Source organism: Pseudomonas sp. J380, assembly GCF_009827115.1.
Classification (GTDB): Bacteria; Pseudomonadota; Gammaproteobacteria; order Pseudomonadales; family Pseudomonadaceae; genus Aquipseudomonas; species Aquipseudomonas paracarnis.
In genome coordinates this window covers 6,226,238-6,239,906 of sequence record NZ_CP043060.1, presented here as the reverse complement: position 1 = coordinate 6,239,906, position 13,669 = coordinate 6,226,238, and the positions used below count along the sequence as shown (strand labels likewise).

At 62.7% G+C, this 13,669-nt stretch carries 14 protein-coding genes and 1 riboswitch; of the genes, 8 read left to right on the top strand and 6 right to left on the bottom strand.

From position 1 onward, the window contains the following. Nucleotides 1-127: 127 nt before the first annotated feature. Both FXO12_RS28570 and FXO12_RS28565 read left to right on the top strand, forming a co-directional pair. Nucleotides 128-1,324 (top strand): amino acid aminotransferase, encoded by a 1,197-nt coding sequence (locus tag FXO12_RS28570; protein ID WP_034116881.1) that lies wholly within the window; start codon nucleotides 128-130, stop codon nucleotides 1,322-1,324. A 100-nt stretch (nucleotides 1,325-1,424) separates the two neighbouring features. After that, on the top strand, nucleotides 1,425-1,634 hold the full coding sequence (locus tag FXO12_RS28565) for a hypothetical protein (RefSeq protein ID WP_005789784.1): 210 nt from the start codon (nucleotides 1,425-1,427) through the stop codon (nucleotides 1,632-1,634). A gap of 77 nt (nucleotides 1,635-1,711) precedes the next feature. On the opposite strand, the gene FXO12_RS28560 is transcribed toward FXO12_RS28565, so the two are convergent. Next, the gene (locus FXO12_RS28560) at nucleotides 1,712-2,605 is read right to left on the bottom strand and encodes a LysR family transcriptional regulator (protein WP_057977606.1); all 894 of its coding nucleotides are present in this window, start codon (nucleotides 2,603-2,605) and stop codon (nucleotides 1,712-1,714) included. Between the two features lie 247 nt (nucleotides 2,606-2,852). Between FXO12_RS28560 and FXO12_RS28555 the strand changes: the two genes are divergently transcribed. Further along, nucleotides 2,853-4,247: an aldehyde dehydrogenase family protein gene (locus FXO12_RS28555; protein ID WP_057977604.1), complete on the top strand. Its 1,395-nt coding sequence runs from the start codon at nucleotides 2,853-2,855 to the stop codon at nucleotides 4,245-4,247. An 18-nt stretch (nucleotides 4,248-4,265) separates the two neighbouring features. On the opposite strand, the gene FXO12_RS28550 is transcribed toward FXO12_RS28555, so the two are convergent. Continuing rightward, complete coding sequence (locus FXO12_RS28550) at nucleotides 4,266-4,571, bottom strand: protealysin inhibitor emfourin (protein ID WP_034126226.1); 306 nt, start codon at nucleotides 4,569-4,571, stop codon at nucleotides 4,266-4,268. A gap of 29 nt (nucleotides 4,572-4,600) precedes the next feature. Continuing rightward, nucleotides 4,601-5,662, bottom strand: coding sequence for a M4 family metallopeptidase (locus FXO12_RS28545; RefSeq protein WP_054898578.1), 1,062 nt, complete (start codon nucleotides 5,660-5,662; stop codon nucleotides 4,601-4,603). 136 nt (nucleotides 5,663-5,798) lie between these two features. On the opposite strand from FXO12_RS28545, the gene FXO12_RS28540 reads away from it, so the two are divergent. The 4 genes from FXO12_RS28540 (at nucleotide 5,799) to FXO12_RS28525 (ending at nucleotide 9,928) form a co-directional block, all read left to right on the top strand. Continuing rightward, the gene (locus FXO12_RS28540; RefSeq protein WP_057977602.1) at nucleotides 5,799-6,728 is read left to right on the top strand and encodes a DNA/RNA non-specific endonuclease; all 930 of its coding nucleotides are present in this window, start codon (nucleotides 5,799-5,801) and stop codon (nucleotides 6,726-6,728) included. Nucleotides 6,729-6,847: 119 nt separating this feature from the next. Continuing rightward, nucleotides 6,848-7,041, top strand: a riboswitch (cobalamin riboswitch). A gap of 114 nt (nucleotides 7,042-7,155) precedes the next feature. Next, on the top strand, nucleotides 7,156-8,166 hold the full coding sequence (locus FXO12_RS28535; RefSeq protein WP_034126223.1) for an ABC transporter substrate-binding protein: 1,011 nt from the start codon (nucleotides 7,156-7,158) through the stop codon (nucleotides 8,164-8,166). Continuing rightward, nucleotides 8,163-9,167, top strand: a complete 1,005-nt coding sequence (locus FXO12_RS28530) for an iron ABC transporter permease (RefSeq protein WP_034126222.1) — start codon at nucleotides 8,163-8,165, stop codon at nucleotides 9,165-9,167. The genes FXO12_RS28535 and FXO12_RS28530 overlap by 4 nt, the downstream gene beginning before the upstream one ends. Next, nucleotides 9,164-9,928: an ABC transporter ATP-binding protein gene (locus FXO12_RS28525; RefSeq protein ID WP_054898581.1), complete on the top strand. Its 765-nt coding sequence runs from the start codon at nucleotides 9,164-9,166 to the stop codon at nucleotides 9,926-9,928. The genes FXO12_RS28530 and FXO12_RS28525 overlap by 4 nt, the downstream gene beginning before the upstream one ends. A 444-nt stretch (nucleotides 9,929-10,372) precedes the next feature. Here FXO12_RS28525 and FXO12_RS28520 read toward each other — a convergent pair whose 3' ends face one another. Genes FXO12_RS28520 through FXO12_RS28510 form a run of 3 tightly spaced genes read right to left on the bottom strand, consistent with a single transcriptional unit; the run spans nucleotide 10,373 to nucleotide 12,223 of the window. Continuing rightward, nucleotides 10,373-10,864 (bottom strand): GNAT family N-acetyltransferase, encoded by a 492-nt coding sequence (locus tag FXO12_RS28520; protein WP_057977600.1) that lies wholly within the window; start codon nucleotides 10,862-10,864, stop codon nucleotides 10,373-10,375. After that, on the bottom strand, nucleotides 10,854-11,783 hold the full coding sequence (locus FXO12_RS28515; protein WP_057977598.1) for an alpha/beta hydrolase: 930 nt from the start codon (nucleotides 11,781-11,783) through the stop codon (nucleotides 10,854-10,856). Before FXO12_RS28515 ends, FXO12_RS28520 begins: the two co-directional genes overlap by 11 nt. Next, nucleotides 11,783-12,223 carry a TspO/MBR family protein gene (locus tag FXO12_RS28510; RefSeq protein WP_054898584.1) on the bottom strand — a complete coding sequence of 147 codons (441 nt, stop codon included), beginning with the start codon at nucleotides 12,221-12,223 and terminating at the stop codon, nucleotides 11,783-11,785. The genes FXO12_RS28515 and FXO12_RS28510 overlap by 1 nt, the downstream gene beginning before the upstream one ends. A gap of 164 nt (nucleotides 12,224-12,387) precedes the next feature. Here FXO12_RS28510 and chrA point away from each other — a divergent pair, with 164 nt between their 5' ends. Beyond that, on the top strand, nucleotides 12,388-13,581 hold the full coding sequence (gene chrA / locus FXO12_RS28505; RefSeq protein WP_060773050.1) for a chromate efflux transporter: 1,194 nt from the start codon (nucleotides 12,388-12,390) through the stop codon (nucleotides 13,579-13,581). Nucleotides 13,582-13,669 lie beyond the last annotated feature (88 nt).

Genomic DNA, 13,669 nt, shown 5'->3' with positions numbered 1-13,669 from the left:
AAAGCCGTTTCCGTTGTCGCTCTCAGCCGTGATGGCCTCTATACTAGCTCCCCGTTTGTGCACCGCTCTAGTGCATTCGGCTGGAGCGCGACACGTCCCTCCTACCCCCCATAGAGCTGCCGCAAAAATGAGCCTGTTCTCCGCTGTCGAAATGGCACCACGCGATCCAATCCTGGGCCTCAACGAAGCATTCAACGCCGACACACGAACCACCAAGGTGAACCTTGGCGTGGGCGTTTACTGCAACGAGGAGGGGAAGATTCCACTCTTGCGTGCCGTTGCCGAAGCGGAAGCCATTCGTGTGGCGCAACATGCCGCCCGTGGCTACTTGCCAATCGACGGCATCGTGGCGTACGACCAGGCTGTGCAAAAGCTGCTGTTTGGCGCTGAGTCGCCACTGTTGAGCGCAGGCCGTGTGATTACCGCCCAGGCCGTGGGCGGCACTGGCGCGCTGAAAATCGGCGCCGACTTCCTCAAGCAACTGCTGCCCAACGCCGTCGTCGCCATCAGCGACCCAAGCTGGGAAAACCACCAGGCGCTGTTTGAAAAAGCCGGTTTCCCGGTGCAGACCTACCGCTACTACGACGCCGCCACCCACGACGTGAACCGTGCCGGCCTGCTCGAAGACCTCAACGCCCTGCCGCCACAGTCCATCGTGGTGCTGCACGCTTGCTGCCATAACCCGACCGGCGTCGACCTCAGCCCGGCCGACTGGCAAAACGTGCTGGACGTGGTCAAGGCCAAGAACCTGGTGCCGTTCCTCGACATGGCCTACCAGGGCTTCGGCGATGGCATCCACGAAGACGCCGCCGCGGTGCGCCTGTTCGCTGAGTCGGGCCTGACCTTCTTTGTATCCAGCTCGTTCTCCAAGTCGTTCTCGCTGTATGGCGAACGCGTAGGCGCGCTGTCGATCGTCAGCGAGTCCAAGGAAGAAAGCGCGCGCATCCTGTCCCAGGTCAAGCGTGTGATCCGCACCAACTACTCCAACCCGCCGACCCACGGCGCAGCCATCGTCGCCGCCGTACTCAACAACCCGGAACTGCGCGCCCAGTGGGAAGCCGAACTGGCCGAGATGCGCCTGCGCATCCGTGGCATGCGCGAGCAGATGGTGGCCGAACTGGCCAAGGCTGCTCCAGGCCATGACTTCAGCTTCGTCGGCCGCCAGCGTGGGATGTTCTCCTACTCCGGCCTGACCGTTGAGCAAGTCACCCGCCTGCGCACCGAATTCGGCATCTATGCGCTGGATACCGGTCGCATCTGCGTGGCGGCGCTGAACCAGTCGAACATTGGTGCAGTGACCAAGGCGATTGTCCAAGTGCTGTAAGCGGACACACGTTATACGAAGGGGGAAGCCAATGGCTTCCCCCTTTTTATTGGCGAACGCACTAGACTGAACACCGACTGCCCCTTGCTGTGAGAGCTTTATGAGAAACGACGACCTGGATCTGCGCGCCGACCGCGACGAACTGCACGACTACGCCCCACGCGCACCGCAAGCCAAGCGGCAGAAGAGCTTGGTGCTGCAGGTAGCGCTGGGAGTATTCCTCGGTGGGTTGGCGTTATGGCTGGTACAACTGGGCGCCACGGCAATCATGGCCAAACTGGCCATGGGCACCCTGCAATTTGGTGGCTGACCCGCTCTCCTGTAGGAGCGAGCTTGCTCGCGAAAAACCCAAAGACACCGCGTTCATCCAGAATGCCCGCGTTATCGTTAACGGTCTTCGCGAGCAAGCTCGCTCCTACAAAACCCGCGTTCTTGCAGCAGTTTTACGAAACTGTTCAAACTCTGCGACACCGTGCCCCGCCGCCAGATCAGCCAGGTATTCAAGATACGGAACGTGTCGGGCAGCGGCCACACGCTCACCGCCGCACACCCCGGCATACTCTCCAGCATACTGCGCGGCATCAGCGCCAGCCCGGCCCCGGCGCTGACACAGGCCAACATGCCGTGGTACGACTCGATCTCGAAGATCCTGCCCGGCACCGCGCCATCCTGTGAGAACCAACGTTCAAAGTGATGCCGGTACGAGCAGTTCGAACGGAACGTATAGATGTTCTCGCCATTCACATCCTGGCCGCGGGTGATCGGCGCGTGATGCAGCGGCGCAATCACCACCATCTCTTCCTCGAACACCGCCACACCCTCCAGCGTGGAATGCAGCACCGGCCCGTCGACAAAGGCCGCCGTCAACCGACCCGACAGCACGCCTTCGATCATGGTGCCCGAGGGGCCCGTGCTCAGGTCCAGCTCGACCTTGGTGTATTGCTGGTTATACGCCGCCAATAATGCCGGGATACGCACCGCCGCCGTGCTCTCCAGCGAACCCAAGGCAAACGCGCCCTGGGGCTCCTCCCCCGCCACCGTGGCGCGGGCTTCCTGTACCAGATCGAGAATACGCCGCGTATAGCCGAGGAAATTCCACCCGGCCGGGGACAACCGCAAGCGGCTCTTCTCGCGGATAAACAACTCCACGCCCAAATCCTGCTCCAGTTGCTTGATGCGCGTGGTGAGGTTCGACGGCACCCGATGAATCAACTGGGCGGCAGCGCTGATGCTGCCTTGCTCGGCAACGGCCTTGAAGATTTCCAGCTGCACCAGATCCAAATCATTCTCCAATCATGTACATGATCGTTCCCACGCTCTGCGTGGGAACGCTGCCTCGGACGCTCCGCGTCCGATCGTTGGCGCATAGGTCTTTGACGCGGAGCGTCATGGGATGCATTCCCACGCAGAGCGTGGGGACGATATAACATTCTCGAATTGAGAACATATTACTTATTATTATTCAGTTTCCAGAAAACATACAGCCCCGTACGCTGGTCCCATTCCACTCATTCAGCCGGACGGTGCCATGAACAATGTTATCTCCCACCAGACCCACGCCCTGTCGATCAACCCCGCCAACGGCGAAACAGTCGGCAGCTACCCCTATGAAAGCGCGGAACAGCTGAACGCCGCCCTCGCCCGCTCGACCGATGCCTTCCGCACCTGGCGCCGCACGCCTGTGAGCCAGCGCGCCGAATACCTGCTGGCCCTGGCTGCCGCCCTGCGTGAGCAAGCTGAAGACATGGCGCAAATGATCACCCTGGAAATGGGCAAACCCATCGTCCAGTCCCGGGCCGAAATCGAAAAATGCGCGCAACTGAGCGAATGGTACGCCGCCCACGGGCCTGCCATGCTCGCCCCGGAGCCCACCCTGGTGGACAACGGCAGCGCCCGGATCGAATACCGCCCACTGGGCCCGATCCTCGCGGTAATGCCGTGGAATTTCCCGGTGTGGCAAGTGCTGCGTGGTGCAGTGCCGACCCTGCTCGCCGGCAACACCTACGTGCTCAAACATGCGCCCAACGTAATGGGCAGCGCCTACCTGATCCAGCAAGCATTGCGCAAAGCCGGTTTTGCCGAAGGCGTGTTTGAAGTCATCAACGTGACCCAAGATGGCGTGTCCACCGCCATCGCCGACCCACGCATCGCCGCTGTGACTCTCACCGGCAGCGTGCGCGCCGGCATCGCCATCGGCTCACAGGCCGGGGCCGCATTGAAGAAATGCGTGCTGGAACTGGGCGGCTCCGACCCGTTTATCGTGCTCAACGACGCCGACCTCGACGCTGCCGTACAAGCCGCCGTCATCGGCCGTTTCCAGAACAGCGGCCAAGTCTGCGCCGCCGCCAAGCGCTTGATCATCGAAGCGGGAGTGGTTGAAGCCTTCACCGCCAAGTTCCTTGAAGCCAGCCGCGCCCTGGTGATGGGCGAGCCCACCTCCGACACCACCTATATCGGCCCCATGGCGCGCTTTGATCTGCGTGACGAACTGCACGGCCAGGTCCAGGCGACCCTGGAAGAAGGCGCCACGCTGCTGCTGGGCGGCCATAAAGTCGCGGGCGCGGGCAATTACTATGAACCGACCATCCTGGCCGACGTCACCGACCACATGACGTCGTTCAAACAGGAACTGTTTGGCCCCGTGGCCTCGATCATCACCGCCCGCGACGCCGAGCACGCCGTGGCGCTGGCCAATGACAGCGAGTTTGGCCTGACCGCGAGCATCTTCACGGCCGATTCCGCAAAGGCGCGGGCGATTGCCGATCAGTTGGAAACCGGCGGGGTCTTTGTCAACGCGTTCAGCGTCTCAGACCCGCGGGTGGCATTTGGCGGCGTGAAGAAAAGCGGGTTCGGCCGCGAGCTGTCGCACTTCGGCGTACGCGAGTTCTGCAATGCGCAGACGGTATGGCTGGATCGTAAGTAGCCTGCCAGCATTGGCGCTTCAACAATTAATATGCCGTCGCACGCACTGCACCAAACCGTCCAGTGCCGGGGGATTCACCGGCGCGAGTACACAGACTGTGTGCTCGCGCTCGCCCTCCGCTACTGTCAGGGTGTAATGCACTCGGCCTGGGTTGCCAGGCTCGGGATCGGTGCTTTGCGGCAACTGGAAAAAATCGCACGCTTCAATCAGTTGCCGCAACTCCTGCTGGTCGGGCTCGGGCAACGCGTCCAACTCTACCGTGCGCGGCTTGGCCAACCCCGGAAAAAACGCCGGTCCGCCGCTTTCCTTGATTGAAATTCGCATGGCTGTTCCTCGCCGCGCAGGCGGCTTCGTCAAACGTTTATACCTACCGCTTTCCAGCCTTCCTTGACTGCCTTGTGCTCAGCTTTGTTCACACCATAAAGCTGACCGGCAATATCGTGGGTAATGCGCGCAAAACGCAAAAACCCGGAATTGGGCCGCAGCCGCGAATCGCGCAGTGCGTCATACCAGATACGCCCGGCACGCTCCCAGGCGAACCCGCCAATCCGGGTGGCCACCTGATAGAACGCGTGGTTGGGAATGCCGGAATTGATATGCACCCCGCCATTGTCCTCGTAAGTTTGCACAAAATCATCCATGTGCCCAGGCTGTGGGTCTTTGCCCAGCAGCTTGTCATCAAACGCAGTGCCTGGCGCCTTCATCGAGCGCAGCGCCGTGCCCTTGATCTTTTTGGTAAACAGCCCCTTGCCGATCAACCAGTCGGCGTCCTCGGCCGTTTGCTTCAGCGCGTACTGCTTGATCAACGAGCCAAACACATCCGACAACGACTCGTTCAGCGCACCGGATTGATTGAAATACATCAGCTTGGCTTCATCCTCGGTCACGCCATGGGCCAACTCATGGCCAATGACGTCGAGTGCCACGGTAAAGCGGTTGAACAACTGCTGGTCGCCATCGCCGAACACCATCTGGGTTGAGTTCCAGAAGGCATTGTTGTAGTCCTGGCCGAAGTGCACCGTGGCGTCCAGCGCCATGCCCGCATCGTCGATGGAATTGCGATCGAATACCTGGTCAAAAAAATCGAAGGTTGCGCCCAGGCCGTCATAGGCTTCGTCTACTGCGGCATCGCCACTGGCGGGCTGCCCTTCACCGCGAATCAGCTTGCCGGGCAGGCTGTCGGTGTTTTCGGCGCTGTAGATCGAGCGTTGCTTCTCGGCGCCCACGGCCAGTGCCATGCGGGCCGGGCCCTTGGCGGGTACCGCGACCATGCGCAACGAGCGGAACGTGCTGTCCTTGGCACGCGTGCGTAATGCGACTTCCCGTTGGGCTTTGTCGCCGTGGCGGGCGATCTGGTCGAGCATGTACGGCGGGATCAGGCAAAAAATCGGGTTGCGCGGTTGGCGAACACACATGAGCTGGCTCCTTTTTGGCGTGTGATGAACGTCCGGGTAACGGTTTTCAGGATAGTCCTGAGTTAGCCACCTGGGCCAAATTGTCATGGTTTTGTGTTTCAGTGGTGTTTATCCCAGGCCCATAAGGAACATGCCCATGCCCGCCCGCGCAGCCAACATCGACCTTTCCCACCGTCCAAGGCTTGCCGACCTGCGCCCATTGGTCGCGGCCAGCCCCACCCTGCTGGAAGCCAGAGCCGCGACGCCGCGCGTCACCGCGGCCAAGGACCTCAAAAACCGCGCTGGCTATGCCGACGACTTCCTCAGCGACTTCGTGGTGCCATGGCCCACGGTTGACCAGCCACTGGCGGGCGATGTGCAACCCAAGCGCCTGGACTACACGCACTTCTCCATCACAATGTCACGCGCTCGACGACTGGCGCTGTACGTGGGGGTGAATATCGATGGCGCCAAGCATGTGGACATCACGCGCAGCAACGACACCTGGGCCTACGATGGTCGCCTGCCCCTGGAGGCGCAGGTAGGTGAAGACCTTTATGCCGGCAATGGCCTGGACCGCGGCCACCTGGTGCGGCGCCAGGACCCCAACTGGGGCGATGAGGCCAACACCGCCAACTTCGACACCTTTCACTTCACCAACTGCTCGCCACAGATGAGCGGCTTCAACCAGAAGACCTGGCTGGAGCTCGAAGACTACATTCTCGACAACACCCAGCGCTGGAAAGCCCGAGCCACGGTGTTTACCGGGCCAGTGTTCGCCGATGACGACCGACTGTACCGTGGCGTGAAAATCCCCAAGGCGTTCTGGAAAGTAGTGGCCTACCTCAGCGACGATGGCAAGCCGTCCGCCAGCGCCTACATGATTGACCAGAGCCGCGAACTGGGCCAACTCGACCTGGTATTCGGCCCGCTTCGAACCTACCAGCGCAGTGTGATTGCGATCGAACAACTGACCGGCATCCGCTTCGCCAACCTGGCCGACTACGACGGCTTCAGCAACGAAGAGCGCGCCACAGGCACCCGGATCGAAGCGCTGATCCGCGGCCCCCAGGATATTCGGCTCTGACGCTTCTTTTGTAGGAGCGAGCTTGCTCGCGAAGCACCTGAGAACGCCGCGGCGCATCAGGCTCCCCGCGTTATCGTTGACGACCTTCGCGAGCAAGCTCGCTCCTACAGGGGGTGATCGCTTACCATACCGCCGCCGGTTCCCGTATGGGACTAACAGGGAATTCGAAACGCCGCACGCGACGTGAAACGAAACTGCCCCCGCAACTGTAGATGCCGAGCCTGCCCTTGAATGCCACTGGACCACGTCCGGGAAGGCGGGGCATGGCGACGACGCATCAGTCAGGAGACCTGCCGGCCCAGCTAACTCACTAACCGGCGGGGTGTCCGGGAAGGACATCCTGGCCCTGCGCATCAGCAGCCTCCATGGGCGTATTTCCGAGCCGTACCTCCCCTGCTGCACCTACGGTTCACAAGGAGATCGCCTCATGCTGCCACGCGTTACCGCCCTGATCGCAGGCTTGGGTATGTGTGCCCTGGCGCAAGCCGCGCCCACTCAGTACCCGCTGACCCTGCAAAACTGCGGCAGCACCCTGACCTTCCAGCACGCCCCCGCCCGCAGCGTTACCATCGGCCAGGCCGCCACCGAGATGCTGTATGCCCTGGGCGTGGGCGACAAGGTGGTCGGCACTTCGCTGTGGTTCAACAACGTGGCGGCGCAGTACAAGGCCCAGGACGATCACATCGAGCGCCTGGCCAACAACGAGCCCAGCTTCGAAGCCGTACTCGCCAAGCGCCCGCAACTGGTGGCCGCCGAGCTGGAATGGGTGGTGGGCCCCCAAGGCGTGGTCGGTACCCGTGAGCAGTTTCATGAACTGAAGATCCCCACCTACCTGTTGCCGTCCGATTGCGAAGGCAAGGACAACCTGGTCGGCGCCGACGGCACGCGATTGGAGCCCTTTCGCATCGAGACGATCTACCAGAGCCTCCAGCAACTGGCGCAGATTTTCGACGTGCAGGATCGCGGCCAACAACTGACCGACGAACTCAAGGCGCGCCTGGCCAAGTCCGTCGCCACGGCCCAGGGCAAGGGCTTGCAGCAAGCCAGCGCACTGGTGTGGTTTTCCAGCGCCGAAATGGCCAGCGACCCTTACGTAGCCGGCCACAAAGGCGTGCCGCAATTCATGCTGCAAACCCTTGGCTTGCGTAACGTGGTGCAGTCCGATGAGGAGTGGCCTGCCGTCGGCTGGGAAACCATCGCCAAGGCCAATCCCACCTTCCTGGTGATCGCACGCATGGATCGCCGTCGCTACCCGGCCGACGACCATGAAAAGAAACTCGCCTTCCTGCGCAGCGACCCCGTGACCCGCAACATGGACGCGGTGAAGAACAACCGCATCATCATCCTCGACGCTCTGGCCTTGCAGGCGAGCCTGCGCACCTTCGAGGGCCTTGAACAACTGGCGGCCGCCATTGACGGCTACCACCTGGGCCAATGATGCGCACCCTACTCGCCCTGGCGTTGCTGCTGCTCGCCCTGCTCGCTGGCGTCGCCATCGGTGAAACCGCCATAGAACCGCAGGTGGTGCTGCAGGTGCTCGCCAATAAACTCTGGGGCGCCAGCTATGCACTGGACCCCATCGACGAAGGCGTGGTGTGGAACTACCGCCTCACCCGTGCATTGGTGGCCGCAGCTTGCGGCGCAGGGTTGGCGACGTGCGGCGTGATCCTGCAATCGCTGCTGCGTAACCCGCTGGCCGACCCGTACCTGCTGGGCATCAGCGCCGGCGCGTCAACCGGTGCGGTACTCGTGGCCTTGATCGGCGTGGGCGGTGGCCTGGTGTCGTTGTCGGCGGGCGCGTTTGTGGGGGCGATGGCGGCCTTTGCGCTGGTGACTCTGCTGGCGCGGGCCAGCGGATCGTCCAGCGGCACCGGGCAGATTATCCTCGCGGGCATCGCCGGTTCACAGTTGTTCAATGCCCTGACCGCGTTCCTGATCACCAAGTCGGCCAGCTCCGAACAAGCCCGCGGCATTATGTTCTGGCTGCTGGGCAACCTCAGCGGCGTGCGCTGGCCGTCGGTGTGGTTGGCGGTGCCGGTGGCGGTCGTGGGGCTCGCCGTGTGCCTGTGGCACCGGCGTGCACTGGATGCGTTCACCTTCGGCAGCGACTCGGCAGCCTCCCTCGGCATCCCGGTGCGCCGCGTGCAATTTGTGCTGGTGGCCTGCGCCGCGTTGGTGACGGCGGTGATGGTGTCTATCGTCGGCTCCATCGGGTTTGTCGGCCTGGTGATTCCCCATGCGGTGCGCCTGTTGCTTGGCACCGGGCATTCGCGTTTGCTGCCAGCCAGTGCCTTGGGTGGCGCGCTGTTTTTGATCGCTGCAGACGTGCTGTCGCGCACCTTGATCAAGGGCCAGGTGATTCCGGTGGGTGTGGTCACCGCATTGGTGGGCGCGCCGGTGTTTGCGCTGATCCTGATCGGCCGGAGGAATGCCCGATGAGCGTACTCAGTTGCCGCGGCCTGGGCTTCAAAGTGCGTGACGCGCAGTTGCTGCGTGACATTGACCTCGACGTGCAGTTGGGTGAAACCCTCGGTATCGTCGGACCCAATGGTTCAGGCAAATCCACCCTGCTCAAATTGCTGGCCGGATTACGTGTGCCGGCCAGCGGCGAAGTTCGCCTGGGTGGCAAGCGGCTCGGTGAGTTGTCGCGCCGCACCATCGCGCAGCAATTGGCGGTTGTGGAGCAACAGGCCGACACCGACGACGCCATCCGCGTGTTCGACGCCGTGGCCCTGGGCCGCACACCGTGGCTGTCGGCATTGAGCCCGTGGTCGCGTGAAGACGACGCCATCGTGCACCAGGCCCTGCATGACGTAGACGCCACCCACCTGAGCCAACGCGCCTGGCGCAGCCTCTCGGGTGGCGAACGCCAGCGCGTGCACATCGCCCGCGCCCTGGCGCAACGCCCACAGATTTTGTTGCTGGATGAGCCGACCAACCACCTGGATATCCAGCATCAACTGGCAATTCTCAAAGGCGTGCAAGGCTTGCCCGTGACCACCTTGATTGCGCTGCATGATCTGAACCAGGCGTTGACCTGTGATCGCCTGGCCGTGCTGGATCGCGGGCAACTGGTGGCGCTGGGCGCGCCGCTAGAGGTGCTGACGCCACAGCGCTTGCAGGAGACATTCGGGGTGCAGGGGCATTACCTGACGGACCCGTTCGACGGCGCGCAAATCCTGCGCCTGCGCTCCAACTGAATCCGTAGGTTGGGGCATCTTGCTCTGGTGACGGTCTGACTGCCAACTGTGGTCCAAATGTGGGAGGGGCTTGCCCCCGATGAGCATAGGTATCTACACAACTTCGGTACGACGCTAAACCTGTGGCGAGGGAGCTTGCTCCCGCGAAGGCCTGGCAGCCGACGCTGATCTAACTGACGCACCGCGATCCAACTGTGAGAGCTGGCTTGCCTGCGAAGACGGCTTGACAGTCAACACAGTTGGACCGTGTACATATCCATTCCTGCGGTAGCGGCCACTTAGGGTGCCGCCCTGACGGCGGCTCACTTTGCAAAAGCGGCAAAGTAAGCAAAACGCTCTTGCCCCACCACTCGGCACCTCGCCCAGGCTCGGTGTGCCCGTAATCCGTCAGTGATTTTTGGGGGGGGCGCCGCCATCGGGGGCAAGCCCCCTCCCACATTGGTTCTACAGAGGCAGGTGCATGTGGGTGGTTTGCCATATCGGGTCGGCCTCGACATCCACCACCTCAAACCCCTGCCTGCGCCAGAAATCAATCGCACCGGGCAGAAACGGATGGGTGTGCAGGTACATCACCTCTACGCCATCGGCCCGCGCCAGCGCTTGCAGCGAGCGGTATAACCGGCCCGCCAGGCCCAAGCGTCGCACAGCCGGGAGCACATACAGGCGCACCACTTCCACCGTCTTGCGCCCCTGGTAGTTCAACTGCGGGAAGCGGCCGTCGTAGGGCCGATAAGCCACCGAGGCAACGATCCGGCCTTCGGCACGAGCAATCAAAAACCGCCCGCCGCCCTCAAGGTAGATGGCTTCAAACTGCGCCAGATCGTGGGGGATACCGGTGGCACTGAGCGTAGGAAACAGTTCATCCCGCGCCTGCAAAGCGAAGCTCAGCACCTCGGGAATGTCAGCGGCCTGCACCGCCTCGATGCTAACGCTCATCGCCAAGGATCCGGCCCGTTATCCACTGGCGAGCGTAAGCCAACACGCGATCGGCCATCGCCACCGGAAAGTGAATAAACCCATGGGCCGCTTCCGGCAGCAAATGAGCCTCCACCGTTGGCCATCGCTCGGCAATCAGCAGGGTGTCATCCTTGAGCGGGTCCAGTTCGCCCACGAACATCAACGCTGGCGGCAGCCCCTCAAAGTCCCCATACAAGGGCGACAATGGTGGCTGTCGGCGCGTCTCGTCGCTGATCCCCGGCGTCAGCAGGCGCAGCGCCTGAACCATGCCCGGCCCGTCCAGCAACAAGGTGTCCGGCCCGGCCGTGCGCACGCTGGGGGTGCCGGTCAAATCGTAGACGCCGTAATACAACACCGCGCCGCTTACCCGCTGGAGCAACTCGGGCCATTGCTTGAGCGCCAACAAAGTGGCCGCCGCCAGGTGCCCGCCGGCCGATTCACCGACAAAAAACACCGGCAGGCCGGCAAACTCCGGGCAGTCCGCCAACAGCCAGCGCGCAGCCGTCAGGCAGTCATCCAGCAGCCCTTCGATCGGCGTATCCACCGCCAGCCGATAATCCACCGACACCACCGCCACGTCGCACGCGTTGACCATGCCAAGGTTAAGGTCGTCATCCATTTGCGCATTACCGATCACCCAGCCACCGCCGTGGATATCCAGCACCACGCCTCTTGGCGGGCCAGCGGGCCGCAGGATGCGCAAGGGGATCGCCCCGAGCATTTTGCGTTCCGCCAGGGGCGCCTTCTTGAAGGTCTGGCTGGCACGCAGCAGCGCCTGGATCAGACGCGGCATCACGCGGTTGCGGACCTTGAAGCGCGGCATCCACGCCAGTTTGCGATTGAAGCGGCGCATCTGGGCCAGCTCGGGCTCGCTGGCAGGCCAATGCTGGTAAGCCATCAGCGATTATTACGCAGGATCGAGAAGTTCAACGCCGCGGCCACGCACAGCCATGCCAGATACGGGAACAGAATCAGGCCGGTGATCAAATCCAGACGCACGGCCAGCACCACCATCGCTGCCACGGTGAGCCACAAGAGCACGATAATTACCATCCCGGCGAACAAGCGATGGGCACCAAAGAACACCGGCGTCCACAGGGTATTCAACGCAATCTGCGCCGCCCACAGGGCCAACACCATTTCGCTGCCGGGGATCAGGGTCAAGCGGTAACCGGCCCAGGCCAACAGCAGGTAGATGATCGTCCATGCCACCGGGAACAGCCAATTAGGCGGGGTGAAGCTGGGCTTGACCAGGGATTCGTACCAGGCGCCGGGTTTGAAGATCACGCCAGTGCTGGCGGCGGCGCCGCAGGCGAGCAGGAAGATGAAAAAGATCATGGTCGGTCCTTGAGGTCCAGTGGATGGAAAACAGTACACTGCTTTTAAGTGACTCGAACAACCGCGGATAAATTCAATGGGGGCGGCAAAATACCCGCGCTTCTACGCGTCATGAAAATTGGTTATGGTCGGCAACATCCAGCACCGTTGCCCGAGACATCCCCTTGCCCCAGCTTGCCGATCACCGCAGCCGCCCCTGGTCAGTGTTCCTGATCTTCCTGCGCCTGGGCCTCACCTCCTTCGGCGGGCCGATTGCGCACCTGGGTTATTTTCGCCAAGAGTTCGTCACCCGCCGCCGCTGGCTCAGCGAGCGCAGCTATGCCGAACTGGTCGCGCTGTGCCAGTTCCTCCCAGGCCCGGCCAGCAGCCAGGTCGGTATCGCGTTGGGCCTGTCCCGCGCAGGTTACCGGGGCGCGGCGGCAGCCTGGGCCGGGTTCACCTTGCCGTCGGCCATCGCCCTGATCCTGTTTGCCCTGGGGCTGGCCCACTACGGCAGCGCCCTGCCCCCTGGCGCGCTGCACGGCCTTAAGGTGGTCGCCGTAGCCGTGGTGGCCCAGGCCGTGTGGGGCATGGCGCGTAACCTGTGCCGAGGTGTTTTACGGGTGGCGTTGATGTTGATCGCCGCCTGCGTGGTGGTGCTGCAACCCTCCGCCTGGGCTCAGGTCGGGGTCATGGTGGTCGCAGGCGTGGCTGGCCTGCTGTTGTTCAAGCCCGAGAGCAGTGCCGAGCCCGACGCCCTGCCCATCGCCATCAGCCGCCGTGCCGGAGCCCTGTGGTTGATGCTGTTTTTGCTGTTGCTGGTGGGTTTGCCGATCCTCGCCGCATGGGCGCTCAACCCCACACTGGCGCTGGTGGACGCCTTCTACCGCACCGGCGCACTGGTATTCGGCGGCGGCCACGTAGTGTTGCCGCTACTGCAAGCCGAAGTGGTGCCCAGCCAATGGGTCAACAACGATGTGTTCCTCGCCGGTTACGGCGCCACCCAGGCCGTGCCCGGCCCGCTGTTCACCTTCGCCGCCTTCCTCGGCGCCTCGATGACCCACGCCCCGAGCGGTTGGCTTGGCGGAGTAATCGCGCTGCTGGCGATCTTCGCCCCGTCGTTCCTGCTGATCTTCGGCGCTTTGCCCTTCTGGGCCAACCTGCGCAGAAGCCCACGTACCCAGGCCGCACTCGCCGGGGTGAACGCGGCGGTGGTTGGCCTGTTGTTGGCGGCGCTGTACCAGCCGGTGTGGACCAGCGCGATTTTCAACGGGTATGACGTGGCGTTGGCGCTACTAGCACTGGTCGCGCTGATGGTGTGGAAACTGCCGCCATGGCTGGTAGTGATAAGTTGCGGCCTACTCGGCACGTTACTGTAGGAGCGAGCTTGCTCGCGAAAAACTCACAGGCGCCGCGTTTAATCTGAAGGCACGCGTTATCGTTAACGATTTTCGCGAGCAAGCTCGC

Coding starts and splice junctions, on each gene's coding strand:
- FXO12_RS28570 (WP_034116881.1), top strand. CDS start 128: ATGAGCCTGTTCTCCGCTGTCGAAATGGCACCACGCGATCCAATCCTG.
- FXO12_RS28510 (WP_054898584.1), bottom strand. CDS start 12,223: ATGATCTTTTTCATCTTCCTGCTCGCCTGCGGCGCCGCCGCCAGCACT.
- FXO12_RS28540 (WP_057977602.1), top strand. CDS start 5,799: ATGCCCGCCCGCGCAGCCAACATCGACCTTTCCCACCGTCCAAGGCTT.
- FXO12_RS28565 (WP_005789784.1), top strand. CDS start 1,425: ATGAGAAACGACGACCTGGATCTGCGCGCCGACCGCGACGAACTGCAC.
- FXO12_RS28550 (WP_034126226.1), bottom strand. CDS start 4,571: ATGCGAATTTCAATCAAGGAAAGCGGCGGACCGGCGTTTTTTCCGGGG.
- FXO12_RS28530 (WP_034126222.1), top strand. CDS start 8,163: ATGATGCGCACCCTACTCGCCCTGGCGTTGCTGCTGCTCGCCCTGCTC.
- FXO12_RS28555 (WP_057977604.1), top strand. CDS start 2,853: ATGAACAATGTTATCTCCCACCAGACCCACGCCCTGTCGATCAACCCC.
- FXO12_RS28515 (WP_057977598.1), bottom strand. CDS start 11,783: ATGGCTTACCAGCATTGGCCTGCCAGCGAGCCCGAGCTGGCCCAGATG.
- FXO12_RS28535 (WP_034126223.1), top strand. CDS start 7,156: ATGCTGCCACGCGTTACCGCCCTGATCGCAGGCTTGGGTATGTGTGCC.
- FXO12_RS28525 (WP_054898581.1), top strand. CDS start 9,164: ATGAGCGTACTCAGTTGCCGCGGCCTGGGCTTCAAAGTGCGTGACGCG.
- FXO12_RS28520 (WP_057977600.1), bottom strand. CDS start 10,864: ATGAGCGTTAGCATCGAGGCGGTGCAGGCCGCTGACATTCCCGAGGTG.
- FXO12_RS28545 (WP_054898578.1), bottom strand. CDS start 5,662: ATGTGTGTTCGCCAACCGCGCAACCCGATTTTTTGCCTGATCCCGCCG.